19 protein-coding genes are annotated in these 18,713 nt (G+C 63.3%); 13 read left to right on the forward strand and 6 right to left on the reverse strand.

The genetic code is table 11. The annotated features are described in order from the left end of the window. Positions 1 to 266: 266 nt before the first annotated feature. The 3 genes from ACFR99_RS16790 (at position 267) to ACFR99_RS16800 (ending at position 4,232) form a co-directional block, all read left to right on the forward strand. Positions 267 to 1,064 carry a hypothetical protein gene (locus ACFR99_RS16790; protein WP_390289739.1) on the forward strand — a complete coding sequence of 266 codons (798 nt, stop codon included), beginning with the start codon at positions 267 to 269 and terminating at the stop codon, positions 1,062 to 1,064. Positions 1,065 to 1,250: 186 nt separating this feature from the next. Then, a complete protein-coding gene (rnz, locus tag ACFR99_RS16795; RefSeq protein ID WP_390289742.1) occupies positions 1,251 to 2,192 on the forward strand; it encodes a ribonuclease Z in 942 nt (313 codons plus the stop codon). Positions 2,193 to 2,255: 63 nt separating this feature from the next. Then, positions 2,256 to 4,232 carry a DUF460 domain-containing protein gene (locus tag ACFR99_RS16800; RefSeq protein WP_390289744.1) on the forward strand — a complete coding sequence of 659 codons (1,977 nt, stop codon included), beginning with the start codon at positions 2,256 to 2,258 and terminating at the stop codon, positions 4,230 to 4,232. 21 nt (positions 4,233 to 4,253) lie between these two features. On the opposite strand, the gene ACFR99_RS16805 is transcribed toward ACFR99_RS16800, so the two are convergent. Continuing rightward, on the reverse strand, positions 4,254 to 4,514 hold the full coding sequence (locus tag ACFR99_RS16805; RefSeq protein WP_390289747.1) for a DUF8015 family protein: 261 nt from the start codon (positions 4,512 to 4,514) through the stop codon (positions 4,254 to 4,256). A 150-nt stretch (positions 4,515 to 4,664) separates the two neighbouring features. After that, complete coding sequence (locus ACFR99_RS16810) at positions 4,665 to 4,844, reverse strand: DUF7470 family protein (RefSeq protein WP_390289750.1); 180 nt, start codon at positions 4,842 to 4,844, stop codon at positions 4,665 to 4,667. A gap of 143 nt (positions 4,845 to 4,987) precedes the next feature. Here ACFR99_RS16810 and eif1A point away from each other — a divergent pair, with 143 nt between their 5' ends. Both eif1A and ACFR99_RS16820 read left to right on the forward strand, forming a co-directional pair. Next, positions 4,988 to 5,278, forward strand: coding sequence for a translation initiation factor eIF-1A (eif1A, locus tag ACFR99_RS16815; protein WP_008013381.1), 291 nt, complete (start codon positions 4,988 to 4,990; stop codon positions 5,276 to 5,278). Between the two features lie 135 nt (positions 5,279 to 5,413). Next, positions 5,414 to 6,526, forward strand: a complete 1,113-nt coding sequence (locus ACFR99_RS16820) for a pyridoxal-phosphate-dependent aminotransferase family protein (RefSeq protein WP_390291283.1) — start codon at positions 5,414 to 5,416, stop codon at positions 6,524 to 6,526. A 37-nt stretch (positions 6,527 to 6,563) separates the two neighbouring features. Here the strand turns inward: ACFR99_RS16820 and ACFR99_RS16825 are convergent, their stop codons facing one another. Beyond that, on the reverse strand, positions 6,564 to 7,502 hold the full coding sequence (locus ACFR99_RS16825) for a cupredoxin domain-containing protein (RefSeq protein ID WP_390289753.1): 939 nt from the start codon (positions 7,500 to 7,502) through the stop codon (positions 6,564 to 6,566). Between the two features lie 173 nt (positions 7,503 to 7,675). Beyond that, on the reverse strand, positions 7,676 to 8,149 hold the full coding sequence (locus ACFR99_RS16830) for a plastocyanin/azurin family copper-binding protein (protein ID WP_390289755.1): 474 nt from the start codon (positions 8,147 to 8,149) through the stop codon (positions 7,676 to 7,678). 313 nt (positions 8,150 to 8,462) lie between these two features. Here ACFR99_RS16830 and ACFR99_RS16835 point away from each other — a divergent pair, with 313 nt between their 5' ends. From ACFR99_RS16835 to ACFR99_RS16860, 6 genes are all read left to right on the forward strand, one after another. Next, complete coding sequence (locus tag ACFR99_RS16835; protein WP_390289758.1) at positions 8,463 to 10,049, forward strand: ABC transporter substrate-binding protein; 1,587 nt, start codon at positions 8,463 to 8,465, stop codon at positions 10,047 to 10,049. A 96-nt stretch (positions 10,050 to 10,145) separates the two neighbouring features. After that, positions 10,146 to 11,147, forward strand: a complete 1,002-nt coding sequence (locus ACFR99_RS16840) for an ABC transporter permease (RefSeq protein WP_390289761.1) — start codon at positions 10,146 to 10,148, stop codon at positions 11,145 to 11,147. Between the two features lie 2 nt (positions 11,148 to 11,149). Next, positions 11,150 to 12,187, forward strand: a complete 1,038-nt coding sequence (locus tag ACFR99_RS16845) for an ABC transporter permease (protein ID WP_390289763.1) — start codon at positions 11,150 to 11,152, stop codon at positions 12,185 to 12,187. A gap of 2 nt (positions 12,188 to 12,189) precedes the next feature. Next, positions 12,190 to 13,356 (forward strand): ABC transporter ATP-binding protein, encoded by a 1,167-nt coding sequence (locus ACFR99_RS16850; protein ID WP_390289766.1) that lies wholly within the window; start codon positions 12,190 to 12,192, stop codon positions 13,354 to 13,356. Further along, positions 13,349 to 14,683: an ABC transporter ATP-binding protein gene (locus ACFR99_RS16855; RefSeq protein ID WP_390289769.1), complete on the forward strand. Its 1,335-nt coding sequence runs from the start codon at positions 13,349 to 13,351 to the stop codon at positions 14,681 to 14,683. The genes ACFR99_RS16850 and ACFR99_RS16855 overlap by 8 nt, the downstream gene beginning before the upstream one ends. A gap of 202 nt (positions 14,684 to 14,885) precedes the next feature. Next, complete coding sequence (locus ACFR99_RS16860) at positions 14,886 to 15,044, forward strand: hypothetical protein (RefSeq protein WP_390289772.1); 159 nt, start codon at positions 14,886 to 14,888, stop codon at positions 15,042 to 15,044. A 53-nt stretch (positions 15,045 to 15,097) separates the two neighbouring features. Here the strand turns inward: ACFR99_RS16860 and ACFR99_RS16865 are convergent, their stop codons facing one another. Continuing rightward, positions 15,098 to 15,604, reverse strand: coding sequence for a hypothetical protein (locus tag ACFR99_RS16865; protein ID WP_390289775.1), 507 nt, complete (start codon positions 15,602 to 15,604; stop codon positions 15,098 to 15,100). 143 nt (positions 15,605 to 15,747) lie between these two features. After that, positions 15,748 to 15,909: a DUF7556 family protein gene (locus ACFR99_RS16870; RefSeq protein ID WP_390291315.1), complete on the reverse strand. Its 162-nt coding sequence runs from the start codon at positions 15,907 to 15,909 to the stop codon at positions 15,748 to 15,750. 132 nt (positions 15,910 to 16,041) lie between these two features. Here ACFR99_RS16870 and ACFR99_RS16875 point away from each other — a divergent pair, with 132 nt between their 5' ends. Together ACFR99_RS16875 and glyS are read left to right on the forward strand one after the other, a co-directional pair. Next, entirely contained in the window at positions 16,042 to 16,896 is an 855-nt protein-coding gene (locus ACFR99_RS16875; RefSeq protein WP_390289778.1) for a CBS domain-containing protein, read from the forward strand. After that, a complete protein-coding gene (gene glyS, locus ACFR99_RS16880) occupies positions 16,889 to 18,664 on the forward strand; it encodes a glycine--tRNA ligase (RefSeq protein ID WP_390289781.1) in 1,776 nt (591 codons plus the stop codon). Before ACFR99_RS16875 ends, glyS begins: the two co-directional genes overlap by 8 nt. Positions 18,665 to 18,713 lie beyond the last annotated feature (49 nt).

The following is an 18,713-nucleotide window of genomic DNA, read 5'->3' on the forward strand; positions in this document are numbered from 1 at the left end:
GTCTGGAACTTACTCTACGCCTACTAGTAGTTCCTCTCGCTCATACGGAGATTCAATACTTCACAAAGCTCGCAAGTTGAAGGAGTCCGCCTGCTGAGTTGAGTCTAATTGAACGGAAACGGGAAGGGGAGGGTCTACGCCGTCTCCGACTTCTGGGTTTTCCGTTCGTTTTCCGCTATCTTCTAGAATCTCGACCGCACGAAAGGCAGAACTGAAATAACCCTCCGCCGAATGGTTTTTTATCCAAGTATTAGACGGCATTGATAATGTACTCTGGACCGATTGCGACGATTATTCATCTCACTGCGGGGGCGCTTGGAATCGGGTTTCTCTGGCAGGCAGGTATCTTACTACGCCAACGAAATACGATGACCAGTCCCGATGCACAACAGATTCAGGACATCACCGATGGAGATACTGTCGCCCTTGAAGGAACGGTCCAAGCAAAACAGGACGAAACCGAGGGTCTCAGGACAACCACCGCACCACTAAGTGGAGAAACGTGCGTCCTTGCGACGTGGCGCGTTGAGGAGTACCTCGGGCATGAGTTCAGTGAATATAGCGGCTGGACCGAGCAAACAGAGAATTATGTCACGACACCGTTCGAGCTCACCGATGAGAGTGGTACAATTACAATCGACATCCGCGGGGAACAAGGATACCTCGAGACCGAATTCAATCTCTCAGGACTCGATTCCCCGCAGGAAACGGTTGCCGTTGACGCGGATGTCCCACCGGAGATTCAGCAGTTCGAGACGACTCACGATATCCCTGAGCGAACACCAGCATATGTGGACGTGCCGGATACCGAGTCCGGACCGACAGAGGGAGATCGTCGGTACTACGAAGCCACAGTCACAACTGGTGATTCGCTGTTCGTTGTTGGGACTGCAACGGACGCCGATGGCGAGACGGAGTACGTTGTGAGAGACAGTACCGGTCGACGGTTCTATCTTGCAGATACTGAACGCAACGGCGCAGCCAGAGAACGTGCCGGAGCGGCAGTGCTCTTTGTTAGTGTCGGACTTCTGCTACTTTGGTATACGCTGCAGCCACTGCTCTAATACTGTCCAAAACTAGTGCTGCTCGCACCAGAGATCGCTATACGGCAGGTGTGTAACCCGGCTCTGACACCCACCGCACAGCGACGGTACGCGAAATCAGCTTGCTCGAGCCAAGGGCATGCAGACACTGCTCAGGGACACGTACGATCGAAGCCGGTTTAGCTACGGCCCGTTGAACATCGATCAATGCCGCTTCGCGTGACGTTTCTGGGGACGGCCGGGGCGATTCCGACGACCGAACGGAATCCGAGCAGCGTCTTCGTCACCCGCGAGGGTGAGGGACTGTTGTTCGATGCCGGCGAAGGAACCCAGCGCCAGATGATGCGCTTTGGTACTGGGTTTTCAGTGTCGCACCTGTTCGTCACGCACCTGCACGGCGACCACGTCCTCGGGATTCCGGGGCTGCTCGAGACGATGGCCTTCAACGACCGCACTGAGCCGCTGGCGATCCACACCCCCCATGGCACGCGCCGCCAGCTCAAGTCGCTGGTCAACGCCCTCGGCAATCGTCCCTCGTTTCCCGTGCGGATCAACGAGGTCGGCGGCGGCGACGTCGCCTACCGCGCCGACGAGTACGAGGTGCGGGCGTTCGCGACCGATCACGACACCCGCTCGGTCGGCTACGCGCTCGTCGAGGACGACCGCAAGGGCCGGTTCGACCGCGAGCGCGCCGAGGAACTCGGCGTCCCCGTCGGCCCGAAGTTCTCGAAGCTCCACGAGGGCGAATCCGTCGAACTCGAGGACGGTACCGTCGTCGACCCCGAGCAGGTCGTCGGCGAGCCCCGGCCCGGTCGATCGATCGTCTACACCGGCGACACCCGTCCCGCAGAGGCGACGATCGAAGTCGCCGACGAGCCCGACCTGCTGATCCACGACGCGACGTTCGCCGACGACATGGCCGATCGGGCGACCGACACCGCCCACGCGACGGCCCGGCAGGCCGCCGAGATCGCCAACCGGGCCGGTGCGGACCGGCTCGCACTGATGCACATCTCGTCGCGCTACGCCGGCTACGCGGGCGACCACCTCGAGCAGGCCCGCGAGGTCTTCGCGGGCGACACCGAGAACGTCTGTGTCCCCGACGACGGGCAAAAACTCGAGATTCCCTATCCCGACGGCGAGGCGTAATCGACCGGCGACCACCTCGAAACCCGCGCCGGATTTATAGCCGACTCGTTCCTAGAGGCGCCTGTGAGTACGCGAACGAGTGCGCTCGATGCGGTCGTCTTCGGTGTCGACATTCAGAGCGGTGACGTGCGCGGTGACGCGCCATCGTACGCACTGGCTGTTTACGACGGCGACGACGTTACCCGGAACGTCGTCTCCCACCGGAAACTCAGACGGTTGATCGACGACGAGGAGCCAGCGATCGTCGCGACCGACAACATGTACGAGCTCGCCGCCGACAAGGACCAGCTGATCCACTTTCTCGGCTCGCTGCCGGCCGACACGCGGCTCGTCCAGGTGACGGGTGCCGAACAGCCCGAACCGCTGTCTCGCGTCGCGAAACGCCACGGGATTCCCTACGGGAAGGACCCGATGCAAGAGGCCGAAGCCGCGGCCCGGCTGGCCGCCCACAACGTCGGCCACGAAGTCTCGGCGTTTACCGACACGACGGAGGTCAAGGTCTCTCGCGGGCGCTCGACCGGCAGCGGCGGCTGGAGCGAAGACCGCTATACCCGCCGTATCCACGGCTCGGTCAGGAAACGGGCCCGCGAGGTCGAGTCAGCACTCGAGGAGGCAAATCTCGAGTACGAGCGGGACGTTCGCGAGGCCTACGGCGGCTTCGCCAACGCCGTCTTCACCGTCGAGGCGCGCCCGAGCGACATCCCCGTCTCGCGCAACCGGTCGGGCGACGTCCGCGTCGAGATCGAACGCGAACGCCGCGACGGGATCGAATTCCGGCCGCTGGTCAAGCGCCGCGATCACGTCATCGTCGGGATCGACCCCGGGACGACGACCGCCGTCGCCATCGTGGGTCTCGAGGGGGAGGTGCTTGACGTCTGGAGTTCCCGGACCAGCGACACCGCCGAGGTGATCGAGTGGATCGTCGAGCGCGGCCGGCCGATCATCGTCGCAGCCGACGTGACGCCGATCCCCGAGACCGTCGAGAAGTTCCGCCGAAGCTTCGACGCCGCGGCCTGGACGCCCACGCGAGACCTGCCGGTCGACGAGAAACAACATCGCACGCGCGAGCATCACTACGAGAACGACCACCAGCGCGACGCGATGGCGGCCGCACTACACGCCCTCGACGCCCACGAAGACCAGTTCGAGCGGATCGCCGCCAAGCTCCCGCCGGGCATGGATCGCGGCGAAGTCACCGCTCGCGTCGTCGCCGGCGAGGAGAGCGTCGAGGCCGTCCTGCGGGACCTGCGCGACGACGAGAGCGACAGCGACGACGACACGACCGAGCACGAGCCCCGCGAACTCACCGCCGAAGAAAAGCGGATCAACTCCCTCGAGCGGCAGGTCGAACGACTCAAATCACACGTCGACACCCTCGAAGGGCGGCTCGAGGACCGCGACGAACGGATCAACGAACTCGAGAACAGCCTCAGCGGTGCCCGACGCCAGGAGCGCAAGGAAGTCCGCAAAGACCGCGAGGTCAACCGGTTGGAGCGAAAAGCGAACCGGCTCGAGCGCGAACGCGACGAGGCTCGCGAGCAGGTCGAGCAACTCGAACAGAAGGTCGAGCGGATGAAGGCCCTCTGGAAGCTCGATCACTCGAACTTCAGCGACGTCTCCGCGAAGAAAGAGGGGCTGGTCCCGGTCAAGGTCGTCGAGAAGTTCACGAAGGGTGCGATCCGCGAGGCCGACGAACAGTACGGCATCGCCAGCGGGGACGTGGTCTACATTCGGGATGCAAGCGGCGCGGGCCGGTCGACGGCCGAACTCATGGCGGAGTTCGACCCCCGCGTGATCCTCAAGGACGGCGGCCTCTCGGAGATCGCCGACGAGATCCTCTTCGAGGCCGAGATCCCGGTCGGCCCCGCCGACGACGTCGCCATGCAGGAGGTCGACGAACTCGCCGTCGCCCGCGAGGACGACGTCGAGGCAGTCATCGACGACTGGCACGAACGCGCCGAAGCCCGGAAACGGGACCGGAAAGCCGCGATGGTCGACCAACTCATTAGTGAGCACCGCGCCGGGAACAACGAGGTCTGACGGGGTTCGAGCCGCCGTACGTTACGTCTCGGGACCGGTTTCCATCGGCGACAGTACCTGTGGCACCTCCTCGAGGGCGACCTCCTCGGTCAGATCCTCGGTGTCGTCGACCGGCCCGTTAATGAACAGCGCGTGGGTGATGAGCGCGATCGCGACGCCGCCGAAGCCGACGATCGCAGCCAAAAACGAGACGGCTGTCGCGTAGCCGATGAGCGCACCGAGCACGAGGCTCGCTCCGATAGCGCTCAAGACGAGATCGTAGTAGTGGAGCGTATATCCCATACAGGGAGTACGCGACACAGGAGGAAAACGCTTGAGCTTCGGTTCCGGATCGCTCGCTGCTCGAGCAGTCATCCCATCGGTCGTCAGTCAGTGCTGTCGTATCCGCGACCGTCGTGCGGTCGCGTCGGGAAACAGGGACAGCTGACGGTATCAGAACATCCCGAAGCTCTGGAGCAGTCCCGATATCAGGGATTTGACGACCAGTCCGAGGCCGGCGACGATGAGGGCCATCCCCGCGGCGATCAAGAGGCTCTTATATGCGACGAGTGCGATGCCGGCGAGCAAGAGCACGATCCCGACGACGCCGAGCGCACCGAGGTTGCGGAACATATCCACGCGTCGAGAGCCAAGCGAAATAAGCAGCGTGGTTCCCGCGCCGCTCGAGTCGAGTCGCCAGTGGCCGGGACGCTAGCCCGAACGGCAAGCGAGGAAGACAATAAAGGGTTAAACCGCTCGAACGCGAAGCCGCGGCCATGAGCGACGACGGAGACGGCGGTCGAAAGAACCTCCGGATGCCCGAGGACGACGAGGTCTTCGCGACCGTCACGAACATGCTCGGGGCGAATCGCGTGAAAGTACGCTGTGCCGACGGGAAAGAGCGCACCGCACGCATTCCCGGCAAGATGCAAAAGCGCATCTGGATCCGCGAAGACGACGTAGTTCTCGTCGAACCCTGGGATTGGCAGGACGAGAAGGCCGACATCACCTGGCGCTACGAAAAAAGCGAAGCCGACCAGCTCCGTCGCGAAGGTCACATTCAGTAATCGACGCTCGTTTTGCGTGGCTTCATCCGGGACGAACGCAGATTGAGAGAGTTCGAACGCGCAACCCGGTTTCAGTGCGGTATCAAAAGTACCATACCACCTCGCGACCCAGTGGAGCGTACTTAGGTGGTTTCCGTGACCAAGAAACAGGAATACAAAGACGACTATCCGGATAAAACGCTGTACATCCCGGGGCCGACCGAAGTACGCGACGACGTCATCGAGGCGATGTGCGAGCCGATGTTCGGCCACCGCATGGACCGGATGACGGACCTCTATACGACCATCGTCGAGGACACGAAGGAGTTCCTCGGGACCGACAACGAGGTCGTCATCCTCACGGGGTCGGGCACGGAGTTCTGGGAGGCGTCGACGCTCAACCTCGTCGACGAGAACATCCTCGTCCCGACCTGTGGCAGCTTCAGCGAGCGCCACGCCAACGTCGCCGAGCGACTGGGCAAAGACGTCGACCGCCTCGAGTACGAGTGGGGCCAGGCGATCAAGCCCGAGGACATCCGCGCGGAACTCGAGGAAAGCGACAAGCACTACGACGTGGTCGCGACCGTGATGAACGAGAGTTCGACGGGCGTCCGCAACCCGGTCGAGGAGATCGGCGATGTCGTCGCCGAGTATCCGGACACCTACTTCGTCGTCGACGCCGTCTCCTCGCTGGGTGGCGACTACGTCGACATCGACGAGCACAACATCGACGTGATCTTCGCCTCCTCACAGAAGGCCTTCGCCATGCCGCCAGGACTGGCGATCTGTGTCGTCAGCGACGACGCCTACGAGCGCGAACTCGAGAAAGACTCCGCCTCGTGGTACGGCGGCTTCCAGCGGACGATCGACTACTACGAGCGCAAAGGTCAGACCCACTCCACGCCCGCGATCCCGATCATGCTCGCGTATCGAAAGCAGATGAAACACATGCTCGAGGAGGGCCACGACGCGCGCGACCAGCGCCACCGCGAGATGGCCGAGTACACCCGCGAGTGGGCCCGAGAGCACTTCGACATGTTCCCCGAGGAGGGCTACGAGTCCCAGACGGTGAGCTGTATCGAGAACACGCAGGGGATCGACGTCGCGGAAACCATCGAGGCCGTCAGCGAGGAGTACGACTTCGTCTTCTCGAACGGCTACGGCTCACAGCTCGGCGAGAAGACGTTCCGCATCGGGCATATGGGCGAACACGACCTCGAGAGCATCAAGGAGCTCACCGACGCGATCGAGGACGTCGCCGACCTGTAAGCGCCGCTCGAACCGCTCGGTTTCGAATCGACGGCCGTTATTCGACCCGGATGGAACCGATCATCGTGGTCTCGTGTGGGTGACAGGCGTACTGGGTCATCTCACTGCTGGCGGTGAACTCGAGGATCTGTTGCTCGCCAGGATCCGTGACGGGATCGCCCGTCGTGAGGTCGTCGACGACCTCGTCGCTGTCGTTGCGGATCTGCAGATTGTGCATGACACCGTCGCCTTCTGTCCAGCCGATCGAGTACCGCTCGCCTTCTTGCATGACGAGCGTCGGATTTTCGACGCCCTCGAGCGCGGACGGCGCGATCCCTTCCCAGTGGGCCGTCTGGCCGCTGAATCGGATGTCTGCACCGGGCTCGAGTTCGATCGTCTTCCCGGCAGAATCCGTGGTCTCGTCGGCATCGGTGTTCTCCGATTCCATCACTGTCCCGTCGGCGTCCACGATCACGATTTCACCTTCCATCTGCGGGTGAGGATTGCAGCGATATTTCGCCAGCTCGCCGCTGGCAGTAAACTCGAGACGTTGATCGTCGCCCGGTTCGGCGACGAGCTCCGTCGTGAGGTCGTCGACGACCTCGTCGCCGTCGTTCCATATCTCCAGGTTGTGCTTGGCACCGTCGCCGTCCGACCAGCCGATCGTGTACTCTTCGCCTTTCTGAAGGATGAGCGTCGGATTCCATTCGCCTTCGAGCGCAGCGGGTGCGACTCCTTCCCAGTGGGTTGTCTGCCCGCTGAGGTCGATGTGCGTCCCGGGTGCGAGTTCGATACCCTGAATGTCAGCCGCGCCAGCGTCACCATCGCTGGCATCGGTACTGTTGTCGTCCGACTCGATGGTCCCGGCGTTGGTCGGGTCCTCGCCGTCGTCACTGACGCTGTCGTCCAGACAGCCCGCGAGTGATCCACCGGCGACCGCGACACCGGCGAGTTGCAGTACTGTTCGCCGGGTGCAGGAAGTAATATTGTTTGACATGTTCGGCCACTTCGCCGCCAGTATTGTAAGTGTACCGTATTTTAGCGCGTGAAAATATCACAGCCACACAGCGGACAGCGAACGAGAGACGAGTGCACGGGCCGACCAGTCACGGTCTAAAACCCCTTTCAGTGGAAAGGGGAAAATCGGTCAGGAGCAGCAATCGACAGTCGTTATTCGACGACGATTTCGCCTTCCATCTGCGGGTGAGGGTCGCAGCGATACACTGCCATGTCGCTGTTGGCCTCGAACGTGAGGGTCTGGTCGTCGCCGGGTTCGGCGACTGGGTCGCCCGTCGTGAGGTCGTCGACGATTTCGCCGTTGCTGTCGCGGATCTCCAGGTTGTGGTTGGCGCCGTCGCCTTCCGACCAGCCGAACGTGTACTCCTCGCCTTCCTGGAGGATGAGCGTCGGGTTCTGTTCGCCCTCGATGTCGGACGGTGCGAGACCTTCCCAGTGGGTGGTCTGGCCGCTGAAGTCGACCTCCGTACCGGATTCGATTTCGACACCGTCGCTGCCGCCGCCGTTGCCGTTTCCGTTGCCGTTTCCGTTGCCGCCACCGCTACAGCCAGCGATAAGCGCCGTCGATGCAGCCGCACCCGTCAGCTTCAGCGCTGTCCGCCGCGAAACTGGATTGTCTTGTGCCATCAGCGGACGTTTAGGCTGAGAACATAAAAATTGATACCTTCTTCTGGTAGGGTGTTATGGTAATACATACCACAATATAGCACTACCACAGACTACTGACTAGCAAGTAGAGAAATGGGTACGGTGACAGAGCGAATCCACTCCGTGGCAGGAGCCGGAGACGATACTATTCCCCATTGATGAACGCAGAGCGACATCGACGGACAACTTTTGGACCTATTCGATCCAGTACTAGTCTCTTATCGATCAGTAACACGTCCTTTGGAGTCAGTACCCTGTTGATACCAAAATAGGGTGGGAGGTATCACCACACATGGTGGTGCCGAATCACTCAGCTGTGACGCGGCGGCGACTCCTTGGTGCCGGGGCTGCCGTCTCTGCGTCGCTGATCGCAGGATGTATCGGTGGGGAAGGTCCCGCAGGTGGCGACCGATTGCACTTTACCCAGGAGCAATCGCGCGAAGAACAGTTCGATCCCGTCGTCTCGAACGACGCCTACAGTTTCCAGGTCATTCAGCTCGTCTTCGACGGGCTCTACGAGTACGGCGAGGGCCTCGAGCTCCAGCCCAAACTCGCGGCGGGCGAGCCGACCGTCGAGCGCGACGGCACACGGTACATCTTCGAACTCGAGGAGGGTGCCACGTTCCACAACGGGGACGAAGTGACCGCCGGGGACGTCGCACACTCCTTTACCGCGCCGGTCGAGGAGGAGACCGAAAACGCCTCGGAGTACGACATGATCGAGAGCACCGAGGTCATCGACGACTACCAACTTCAAGTCGATCTCGGGGAAGACCCGTACGGCCCGTTCGAACTCGCGACGATGGGCGTGACGGTCGTTCCCGAGAGCGTCCGTACCGACGACCGCGAGGCGTTCAACACGGACCCGGTCGGTTCTGGCCCGTTCGAGTTCGCCGACCTGCAGGAAAACGAGTACGTCGACCTAGAGCGCAACGACGACTACTGGGACGACCTCGAGCCGAACATCCCCGAAGTCCGCTTCGTCGCCCACGACGACGACGCGGGCCGGGTCTCGGACATCCGAGCGGAGAACACCGACGTCATCGCCGGCGTGCCGAACGAGGACTGGGACGTTCTCGAGGACGAATCGGGCGTCTCACTCTACTCGGCGGAGAGCCCGACGTTCATGTACATGGCGTTCAACTGCAACGAGGGGCCGACGACGAACCCCGAGGTGCGACGGGCCATCGCCCACTCGTTCTCGATATCGGATTTCATCGAGTCCAACGCCGCGAACGTGACTTCGCCGATGTACAGCCCGGTTCCGCCGGTCGTCAACGAAGTCTGGGGATTCCCGCAGGACGAGTACCAGGAGATGCTCCCCGACTACGATCCCGACGAGGCGCAGTCGTTGCTAGACGAACACGCGCCCGACGACTTCACGCCGACGATTATCACGCCGGAGGGGATCCGCGCGCAGTTGGCCGAGCGGATCGCGACCCGGCTGGACGAGATCGGCTACGGTGCGGACGTACAGGTGCTCGACTTCGCGACGCTGGTCGACACCTACACCAGCGGCAGCGCCGACGACTACCAGATGTACCTGCTGGGCTGGACCGGCGGGCCCGACCCGGATTACTACCTGTATCCGCTCTTTCACGAGAGTCAGGCAGGAGTCAATCAGGGTCACTACTACGCCGGCAGCGACGGCTTCCACGCGGCGATTGCCGAAGGGCGCAACTCGGCCGGGCAGGAGGAACGCTACGACATCTACGAGCCCGTCATCAGGGAGATCGTCGACCAGTTGCCGGTCCTCCCTGCGTTCACTCAGGACAATACGATGGCCGCGCGCGACTACGTCCAGGGGCTACAGGCTCACCCGGAGGTGACGCGGAACCCGACGCTGGTCGCGGACTACACGAACGTGTCGCTGGAGTGAGCCAGCGGCCGGACGGCCGGGCTCGCGCTCGATGACGGTCGCGGCTCCCCGCCGAGCCAGCAACGTCGAATCAGTGAGAGACCGACTCGCGGATCAATGAAGCTACTCAAGTACACCATATACAGGCTCTTGCAGGCGATCCCCGTCCTGATCGGGATCTCCATCATCACGTTCCTGCTCGCGAACCTGGGCCCGGGCGACCCGGTCAGCCTCATGCTGCAAGGCCAGGAACACAGCGAGGAGCTGGTCAGGACGATCGAGCGGCGCTACGGCCTCGACAAACCGTTACACGAGCGATACGTGACGTACATGGCCAACCTGCTGCAGGGAGACCTCGGTCAGAGCATCTACTACCAGCGGCCAGTCACCGATCTGATGTTGGACCGACTCGGGCCGACGCTCCTGTTGGTCCTCTCGGCATACGCGTTCGCGCTGGTGACAGCGATCCCGCTCGGCATCGTCGCCGCCGACCGGCGAAACGAGCCGACCGATCACGCCTCGCGGCTCGTCGCGCTCGTCGGCGTCAGCACCCCGTCGTTCTGGATCGGCATCGTCCTGATCCTGGTCTTCGCAGTCCAGCTCGGCTGGCTGCCCTCGAGCGGGCTCGTCTACCCGTGGCGCTCGCCCAGTTCCTACCACGGGATCGACGGCCACCTCGAGCTGTACTACCAGTCGCTGCGCCACCTGCTGTTACCGATGATCGCGCTTGGAACCTTGCAGATGGCGACGATCATGCGCGTCGAGCGCACGCAGATGCTCGAGTCGCTGCAAGGCGAGTACGTCAAGCTGGCCCGGGCCTACGGCGTGCCTGAACGGACGATCCTCCGCAAGCACGCGTTTCAGGTGGCCCAGCTGCCAATTATCACCATCGTCGGCCTCAACCTGTCGACGGCGATCGGCGGCGCAGTCCTGGTCGAGACGGTGTTTAACATCAACGGCATGGGCCAGCTGTTCGTCGAGGCGATCCAGCGCAACGACTACCAGCTCGTCATGGGCGTCACGATGGTGCTCGGCACGCTGTTCGTGATCGGCGTCATCATCACCGACATCTCGTACGCGTACGTCGATCCGCGAGTTACCTACGGAGAGGGAGAATAACGATGGCAATCGGCGACTCACAACTCGAGGGCGATACGGACACGGTGGCCGACGAGGACGACGACGTCGAGGCGCGCGTTGGCTGGCAGTACACCGTCGCGCGGATCAAGCAGGACACGACGGCCCGGTGGGGGCTGTACATCGTGGCGATCGTGTTGTTCGTCGCGGTGTACGCCCTCGTCGACAGCAATCTCTCGCGGCTCACGTTCGGCCAGGTCTCGGACTACACGTTCGCGGAGCTGTTGCCGATTTTCGACCATCCCACGCGCATCCCGCCACCGGGCGAAGGGACCCAGCACTTGCCGCCGTACTTCCCGCTGGCCGAGCAGTCGTGGAATCCGTTGCCGGCAGGTGGGACGCTCGAGCATCCCCTCGGTACCGACCACACCGGCCGGGACTACTTCACCAGAGTCGTCTACGGCACGCAGGTGTCGGTGTTCGTCGGGCTCGTCTCGACGGTCATCGGCCTCACCGGCGGGACGGCGGTCGGTGCCGTCGCGGGCTACTATGGTGGACGGGTTGACGACGTCCTGATGCGGCTCGTCGAGACGGTCTACGCCATCCCGCCGCTGATCCTCATCATCGTCTTCACCGTCTTCGTCGGCGGGGCGAACATCTGGTATGCAGTGCTCGGCGTCGGCATCGCCTTCGTCCCCGTCTTCGCCCGCATCATCCGGAGCCGGGTGCTGAGCATCCGCGAGATGGACTACATCGAGGCGGCACGTGCGGCCGGCGTGCGGGATCGAAACATCATCCTGCGACACGTCGTTCCGAACAGCTTCGCGCCGGTGCTGGTGTACGCGACGCTCCAGATCGGCGTGACGATCCTCATCGTCGCTGGGCTCTCGTTTCTCGGCTACGGCGCACAGCCGCCGACTCCCGACTGGGGACAGATGCTCAAGGTCGCACACGGCAGCTACATGCACTCGAACGTCTGGCTGTCGATCTGGCCGGGGCTGGCGATCATGATCACCATCATGGGCTTCAACCTGTTCGGGGACGGGCTGCAGGACGCTCTGGACCCGCGAATCGAGGACTAACCATGCATTCGGACCCACTCCTTCGCGTCGAGAACCTCACGACACAGTTCTTCACAGAGGCAGGCACAGTACGCGCCGTCGACGGCATCTCCTTCGAGGTTCACGAGGGCGAGATCGTCGGCCTCGTCGGCGAGAGCGGTGCCGGGAAAAGCGTCGCCTCGATGAGTCTCATGGGACTCGTCGAGAGCCCCGGCGAGATCGTCGCCGGCGAAATCAGCTACAAAGGCGAGACGATCATCGCCGTCGAGGAGGGACCGGACGGTCAGCCCCGAAGACGGGACGACGCCCTCTCGAACGAGGAACTTCGGACCCGGATCAGAGGGAACGAGATCGCGGTGATCTTCCAGGATCCGATGGAGTCGCTCAACCCCGTCTTCACCGTCGGCGGCCAGCTCCGGGAGTTCATCGAACGGAACCGTGGACTCGAGGCGGACGAGGCCCGCGAGGAGGCGATCGAGATGCTCCGGGAAGTCGGCCTCCCCGATCCCGAGCAGCGATACGAGGAGTACCCCCACCAGTTCTCCGGCGGCATGCGCCAGCGCGTCCTCATCGCGATGGCGCTCGCCTGCGAGCCTAGTCTGATCATCGCCGACGAGCCGACCACGGCCCTAGACGTCACCGTCGAGGGCCAGATCATCGATCTCGTCGACGACCTGCAGGAGAAGTACGGGACGAGCGTCATCTGGGTCACCCACGACCTGGGCGTCGTCGCCGAGATCTGCGACCGCGTGAACGTCATGTACCTCGGCGAAATCGTCGAGCAGGCACCGGTCGACGAGCTGTTCTACGACACCAACCACCCCTACACGAACGCCTTACTGAATTCGATTCCCCGACCCGACCGAACCGTCGCGCAACTCGAGACGATCGAGGGCGTAATGCCCGAGGCGATCGACCCGCCCTCGGGCTGTCGGTTCCATCCGCGCTGCCCCGACGCGCGGGCGGTCTGCGAGCGGGTCCACCCGGAGACGAGGGTCGTCGCCGACGCCGACGGCGAGCCCCACCGCGCAGCCTGCGTGAAACACGACGCGTTCGACGTCGACTACGACGGGAGCCCGCCGCTCGAGGCGGCGGATGAAGGCGGACGGAGCGAGCCAAGCGAGACGCCGGGGTCGGAGCTCGCGGCGAACCCGACCGTCGACGACAGCGGGGGTGACGGAAATGAGTAGCGGGGTCCGGCTCGACGAGGAGCGCGAGTACGACCGGGACGGCCCGCTGCTGGAACTCGAGGGCGTCTCGAAACACTTCGCACAGGAGTCGGGCCTGCTCGCGGGTTTAGAGTTCGATCCGAGCGAGTTCCCGCCGATCAGTGTCGACCGCGAGCGGGTACTGGCGGTCGACGACGTCTCCCTCGCGATCCAGCCCGGCGAGACGCTTGGACTCGTCGGCGAGAGCGGCTGTGGCAAGAGCACGCTCGGCCGGACGATCCTGCGCCTGCTCGAGCCCACCGAGGGAGACATCTACTTCAAAGGAGAGAACCTGGCCGACCTCGGCGGCGAGGCACTCAGACAGCGCCGATCGGACATGCAGATGATCTTCCAGGACCCGCAGTCCTCGCTCGATCCGCGGATGAAGGTCGGCCAGATCATCGAGGAGCCGATGCGGGCTCACGACATGTTAGACGACGAAGGTCGGCGCGCCCGAGCGAAAGAGCTCCTCGAGAAGGTGGGGCTCGATCCGCGCCACTACAACCGGTACCCTCACGCCTTTTCCGGCGGGCAGCGCCAGCGGATCAACCTCGCGCGGGCGCTGTCGGTCGACCCGGACTTCGTCGTCTGTGACGAGCCCGTCTCCGCGCTGGACGTCTCCATCCAGGCGCAAGTGTTGAACACGATGGAGCGACTGCAAGACGAGTTCGGGCTAACCTACCTCTTTATCGCCCACGACCTCTCGGTGATCCGCCACATCAGCGACCGCGTGGCGGTGATGTATCTGGGCCACATCGTCGAGCTCGCCGACAAGGAAGAACTCTTCGAGAACCCCCAACACCCCTACACGAAGGCGTTGCTCGAGTCGATTCCCGTCCCCGATCCGCGGGAAACCGGCTCGCGCGGGGTGCTCGAGGGTGAGGTGCCGAGCCCGGTTGATCCGCCCTCGGGCTGTCGGTTCCGGACGCGGTGTCCGCGCCTGATCGCGCCCGAGGGATACGACTGGACCGACGAGGAGTGGGCACAGACACGGGCGTTCATGCGAGCGATCAAACGACGGACGTTCGAACCGATGGCAGCCGCGCGGATCGAGGCCGAGTTCTTCGGCGGCAGCCTTCCGGGGGGCGAGGCAGGATCGATCGTCGACGAGGCGATCTCCCTCGTTGCCACCGATCGCGGCGCGGACGCCGACGGCGACGACGATTCCGAGCGGTGGGCGGCGGCGACCGACCTGCTGCTCGAGGCCTTCGCCGCGGAGAGCATCTGTGCCCGCGAGCGGCCGGCCTACGAACTCGCGACCGAATACGGCGACGGCGAACACGTCGCCGCCTGTCATCTCCATCGATGACCGACCCTGGTGTCGGATTTTGTATGGTTGTGAATCGATCCCGAGCCACAGGAATCTGTCTCGGTCGATTTGATGAATACGGGCTCTGGACGGCTCAAAACCTCGGTTTGATCGATAGCAAAATCGAGACCGGCGCTGTCGAACGTACACGATCTTTCATCTCGAAAATACTTAAGTGATCCGCGGACTTCTTTACTCATGTATGAGTAAGATCCTCGCCGCCGTCACGGCAAGCACGCAGCAAATCGCAAAGGCACGACGAACGATCGCACACTCCCCCGAACTCGGCGACGACCAGGCGACTGACGAGCAGGGTCGTCCCGCGACCCGCATCTCGCCGGGTGGCTTCCTCACCGGGTGAGGACGCGCGTCGATGACCGACCGTCCCGGCGCGATCCTTCTCCTTCCATCGAGTTACTCGAGTACTGACGACGGCCGCTTGAGGTAAACGTCCTGCTCGGTCACCCGCTGATAGATGTCATAGAGCGTCTCCACCGCTGCCTCGTCGGGCATGAACCGAATGTGGGGCGCAGTGTGATAGCCACGGCAACTGATCAGGAAGAAGTACAGCGTCCGGTGGTGCGCCGGCGTTGCGTCGACGACACCCATCGACCGGCCGCCGAGGTCGTCCGAGAAGTCGTTGAGCAGCGCGGCGATGTCGTCGTGGAGCTGTTCGTCCGGTCGGTACTGCGGCAGTCCGAACGTCCGTTGCATGTACGTGGTCGCCGCCTCGAGAACCGGGTTCACGTCCAGACCAGTCGGATCGACGTCCTGAAACGTCTCGTACAGTTCGAGAACCGTCGACAGTTCCGTCCGCGTGATCGCGATCGGCAACACGGGCTCGCCGCGCGGAAGCGAGTAGTCGGGAAACGTGTGCGAACCCGGGTCCGGGAGCCGGTCGAACACCTGCTCGAGCGACATGCGTGACCATATGTCACGGAGAGGCAAACTGTTACCGGTGCGAAATCAGCCACAGTGTGACGTCGGTCGTGACTCCCGAACTGTCGGTCTCGGCCGCGATACCCGTCGCGACCGAGTAGCGAAAAATCCCGTCCCACCCCCAGTTATCGCCAGGCAGGTAGCGTCGGTGCGTCCTCGGCCTGCATGGACAGCCAGGCACCGTCCGCGGAAATATCCGCAATGACGTACTCGTCGCTCGCGGCCGTCGAATCGATCGAACCGACGATGGTATCGTCGGACGACATGGCGTTGGGGGATGCTGCCATGGTAGTGAGTCACACCCACCACTATATAAAGTCATCGAAAGCGACTGTCCGATCGCGATACCGATCGGAAATCGGACCGATACTGGGTGTGAAACACTGGGTTTATACTCATTTTCGCCGTACCGTGGTGATATGAACGTAGCCGACGCGATGACGCCTCGCGAGGACGTGGTGACCGTCGATCTGCCGGGCACCCGGACCGACGTGCTCGAGTACCTCCAGGAGCAGTCGTTCTCGTCCGTGCCGGTCGTCAAAGTGACCGACGACGGCCTCGAGTACCGCGGGCTGGTCACGCGGGAGACGCTGATCGAACAGCCCGACGAGGACCAGCTCGTCATGCTGATGGAAGAGGACATGCCGACGACGACGGCCGACACGAGCCTCGAGGCCGTCGCCCGGACGATGGTCGAAGAGAGCGCACGGCGCGTGCCCGTCGTCGATGGCGAGTTCGAAGGGATCATCACGGTGACGGACGTGATCCACGCGATCGCGACGGGCGATCAGGAAACCGATACTACCGTCGAGTCCTACGTCAGCGAGAACGTGAACACGACCTACGAGGGGGCGCCGCTGCCCGTCGCCGAACGGGGACTGTCCTACGCGAACGTCCCCTACACCGTGGCGCTGGACGACGACGGCCAGATGAGCGGGATCCTCACGGAGGTCGACATCATCGACGTCGCCCGGATCGTCGAGGGCGAGGAGTCGACCGGGGACAACTTCGGCGACCAGGACGACGAGTGGTCCTGGGAAGGGATCAAAGCCGTCGGCAGCCGCTATCTCCCCACGCGGGATATCGAGATTCCGACCGGACCGGTCGAAGAGTTCATGAGCGACGACGTGGTGACGGTCTCGGTCAGTACGTCGGTACAGGAAGCCGCACAGCAGATGATCAGCAACGACATCGAACAGATCCCGCTGGTCACGGGCGAAGATCTCGTCGGCATCGTCCGTGATATCGATCTTCTGGAGGCACTTTATGAGTGAGCAACAACACACGGACGACGGCAGCGATAGTACGAGCGAGAAACTGGTCGAACTGGCCAAGCGACGCGGCTACTTCTTTCAGTCCTCAGGAGCCTACGGCGGCGTCGGCGGCTTCTACACCTTCGGCCCACAGGGTGCAGCCCTGAAAGGTAACGTCGAGGACGCCTGGCGCGACCGCTTTGCCGTCGCGGAGGGCAACATGGAGATCGACGCGCCCACGATCATGCCCGAACCCGTCTTCGAGGCCTCGGGCCACCTCGATGGCTTCGACGACATGCTCGTCGAGTGTCCCGAGTGTGGCGAGAGCCACCGCGCGGACCACATCGTCGAGGACAACACGATGTACGAGGACGCCGAGAGCCTCGAGATCCCCGAAGTCGAGGATGTCATCGCCGAGTACGAACTCGTCTGTCCCTCCTGTGGTGCCGGGCTGGCAGGCCAGGCCGTCGAAGACTTCAACCTCATGTTCGCGACGAACATCGGCCCCGGCGACTCCGATCCCGGCTACCTGCGCCCCGAGACCGCCCAAGGCATCTTCGTCGAGTTCCCCCGCCTCAAGGAGTACGCACGCAACCAGCTCCCCTTCGGCGTCACCCAGATCGGCCGTGCCTACCGCAACGAGATCAGCCCGCGGCGATCGATCATCCGCACGCGGGAGTTCACGCAGGCCGAACTCGAGTATTTCATCGATCCCGAAGTCGACGAGCCGGATCTCTCGAGCGTCGAGGACGTCGAAGTCACCCTCTACCCGGCCAGCGAGCAGAACGAGGAGGACGGCGAGGCCTTCGAGACGACGATCGGCGCGGCCGTCGACGAGAACATCATCACGGACCCGTGGGTCGCGTACTTCCTCGGCGTCGCGAAGCCGTGGTACGAGGCGGTCGGCGTCGACATGAATCGGTTCCGCTATCGCCAGCACCTCGCCGGTGAACGGGCCCACTACGCCAGCGACTGCTGGGACGCCGAAAGCGAGATCGACGGCAACTGGATCGAGATGGCCGGCTTCGCCCATCGGGGCAACTACGACCTCTCGAAACACGCCGAACACTCCGGCGACCGCTTTACGATCTTCCGTCAGTACGACGAGCCAAAGACCGTCGAGCGCGCCACCGTCGATCCCGAAATGAGCTATCTCGGGCCCGAATTCGGCGGCGACGCGCAAGCGGTCGTGAAAAAGCTCGAGGACCTCGCCGCCCGCGACCGATCGGCGTTCGAGGGCGAGACCGTCGCGTTCGAACTCGAGGGCGAGACCCACGAGGTCCCCGTCGAAAAGACCGGCTTTTCGGTCGGCGAGGAGACGATCTCCGGCGAGCACATCACGCCCCACGTCGTCGAACCCTCCTTCGGCGTCGACCGGCTGGTCTACACCGTCCTCCACCACGCCTACCGCGAGGACGAGGTCGACGGTGAGGACCGGACCTACCTCGAGCTCGAGCCGGAAGTCGCACCTACCTTCGTCGGCGTCTTCCCGCTGCAAAGCGACGACGACCTCGAGGCCCAGGCCGACGCGATCGTCGAGGACCTGCGCGAGGCGGGTCTGTCGGTCACCTACGACGACTCGGGCAACATCGGCCGGCGCTACCGCCGCCAGGACGAGGTCGGCACGCCGTTCTGTGTGACTGTCGACTACGAGACGATCGAAGACGAGGAAACCACTGTCACGGTCCGCGAGCGGGATACGACCGACCAGAAGCGACTCCCGGTCGACGAACTCGCCGAGACGCTGTCGGCGATTCGAGCCGGCGACCTCGAGTTCGAAGAGCTGTAGACGGCCGTAGCGACACCGATTTTGTTGCATCCGCGAGTGAACCCGAAGG

The organism is Haloarchaeobius amylolyticus, from assembly GCF_042678045.1.
GTDB classification, from domain to species: Archaea; Halobacteriota; Halobacteria; order Halobacteriales; family Natrialbaceae; genus Natrinema; species Natrinema amylolyticus_A.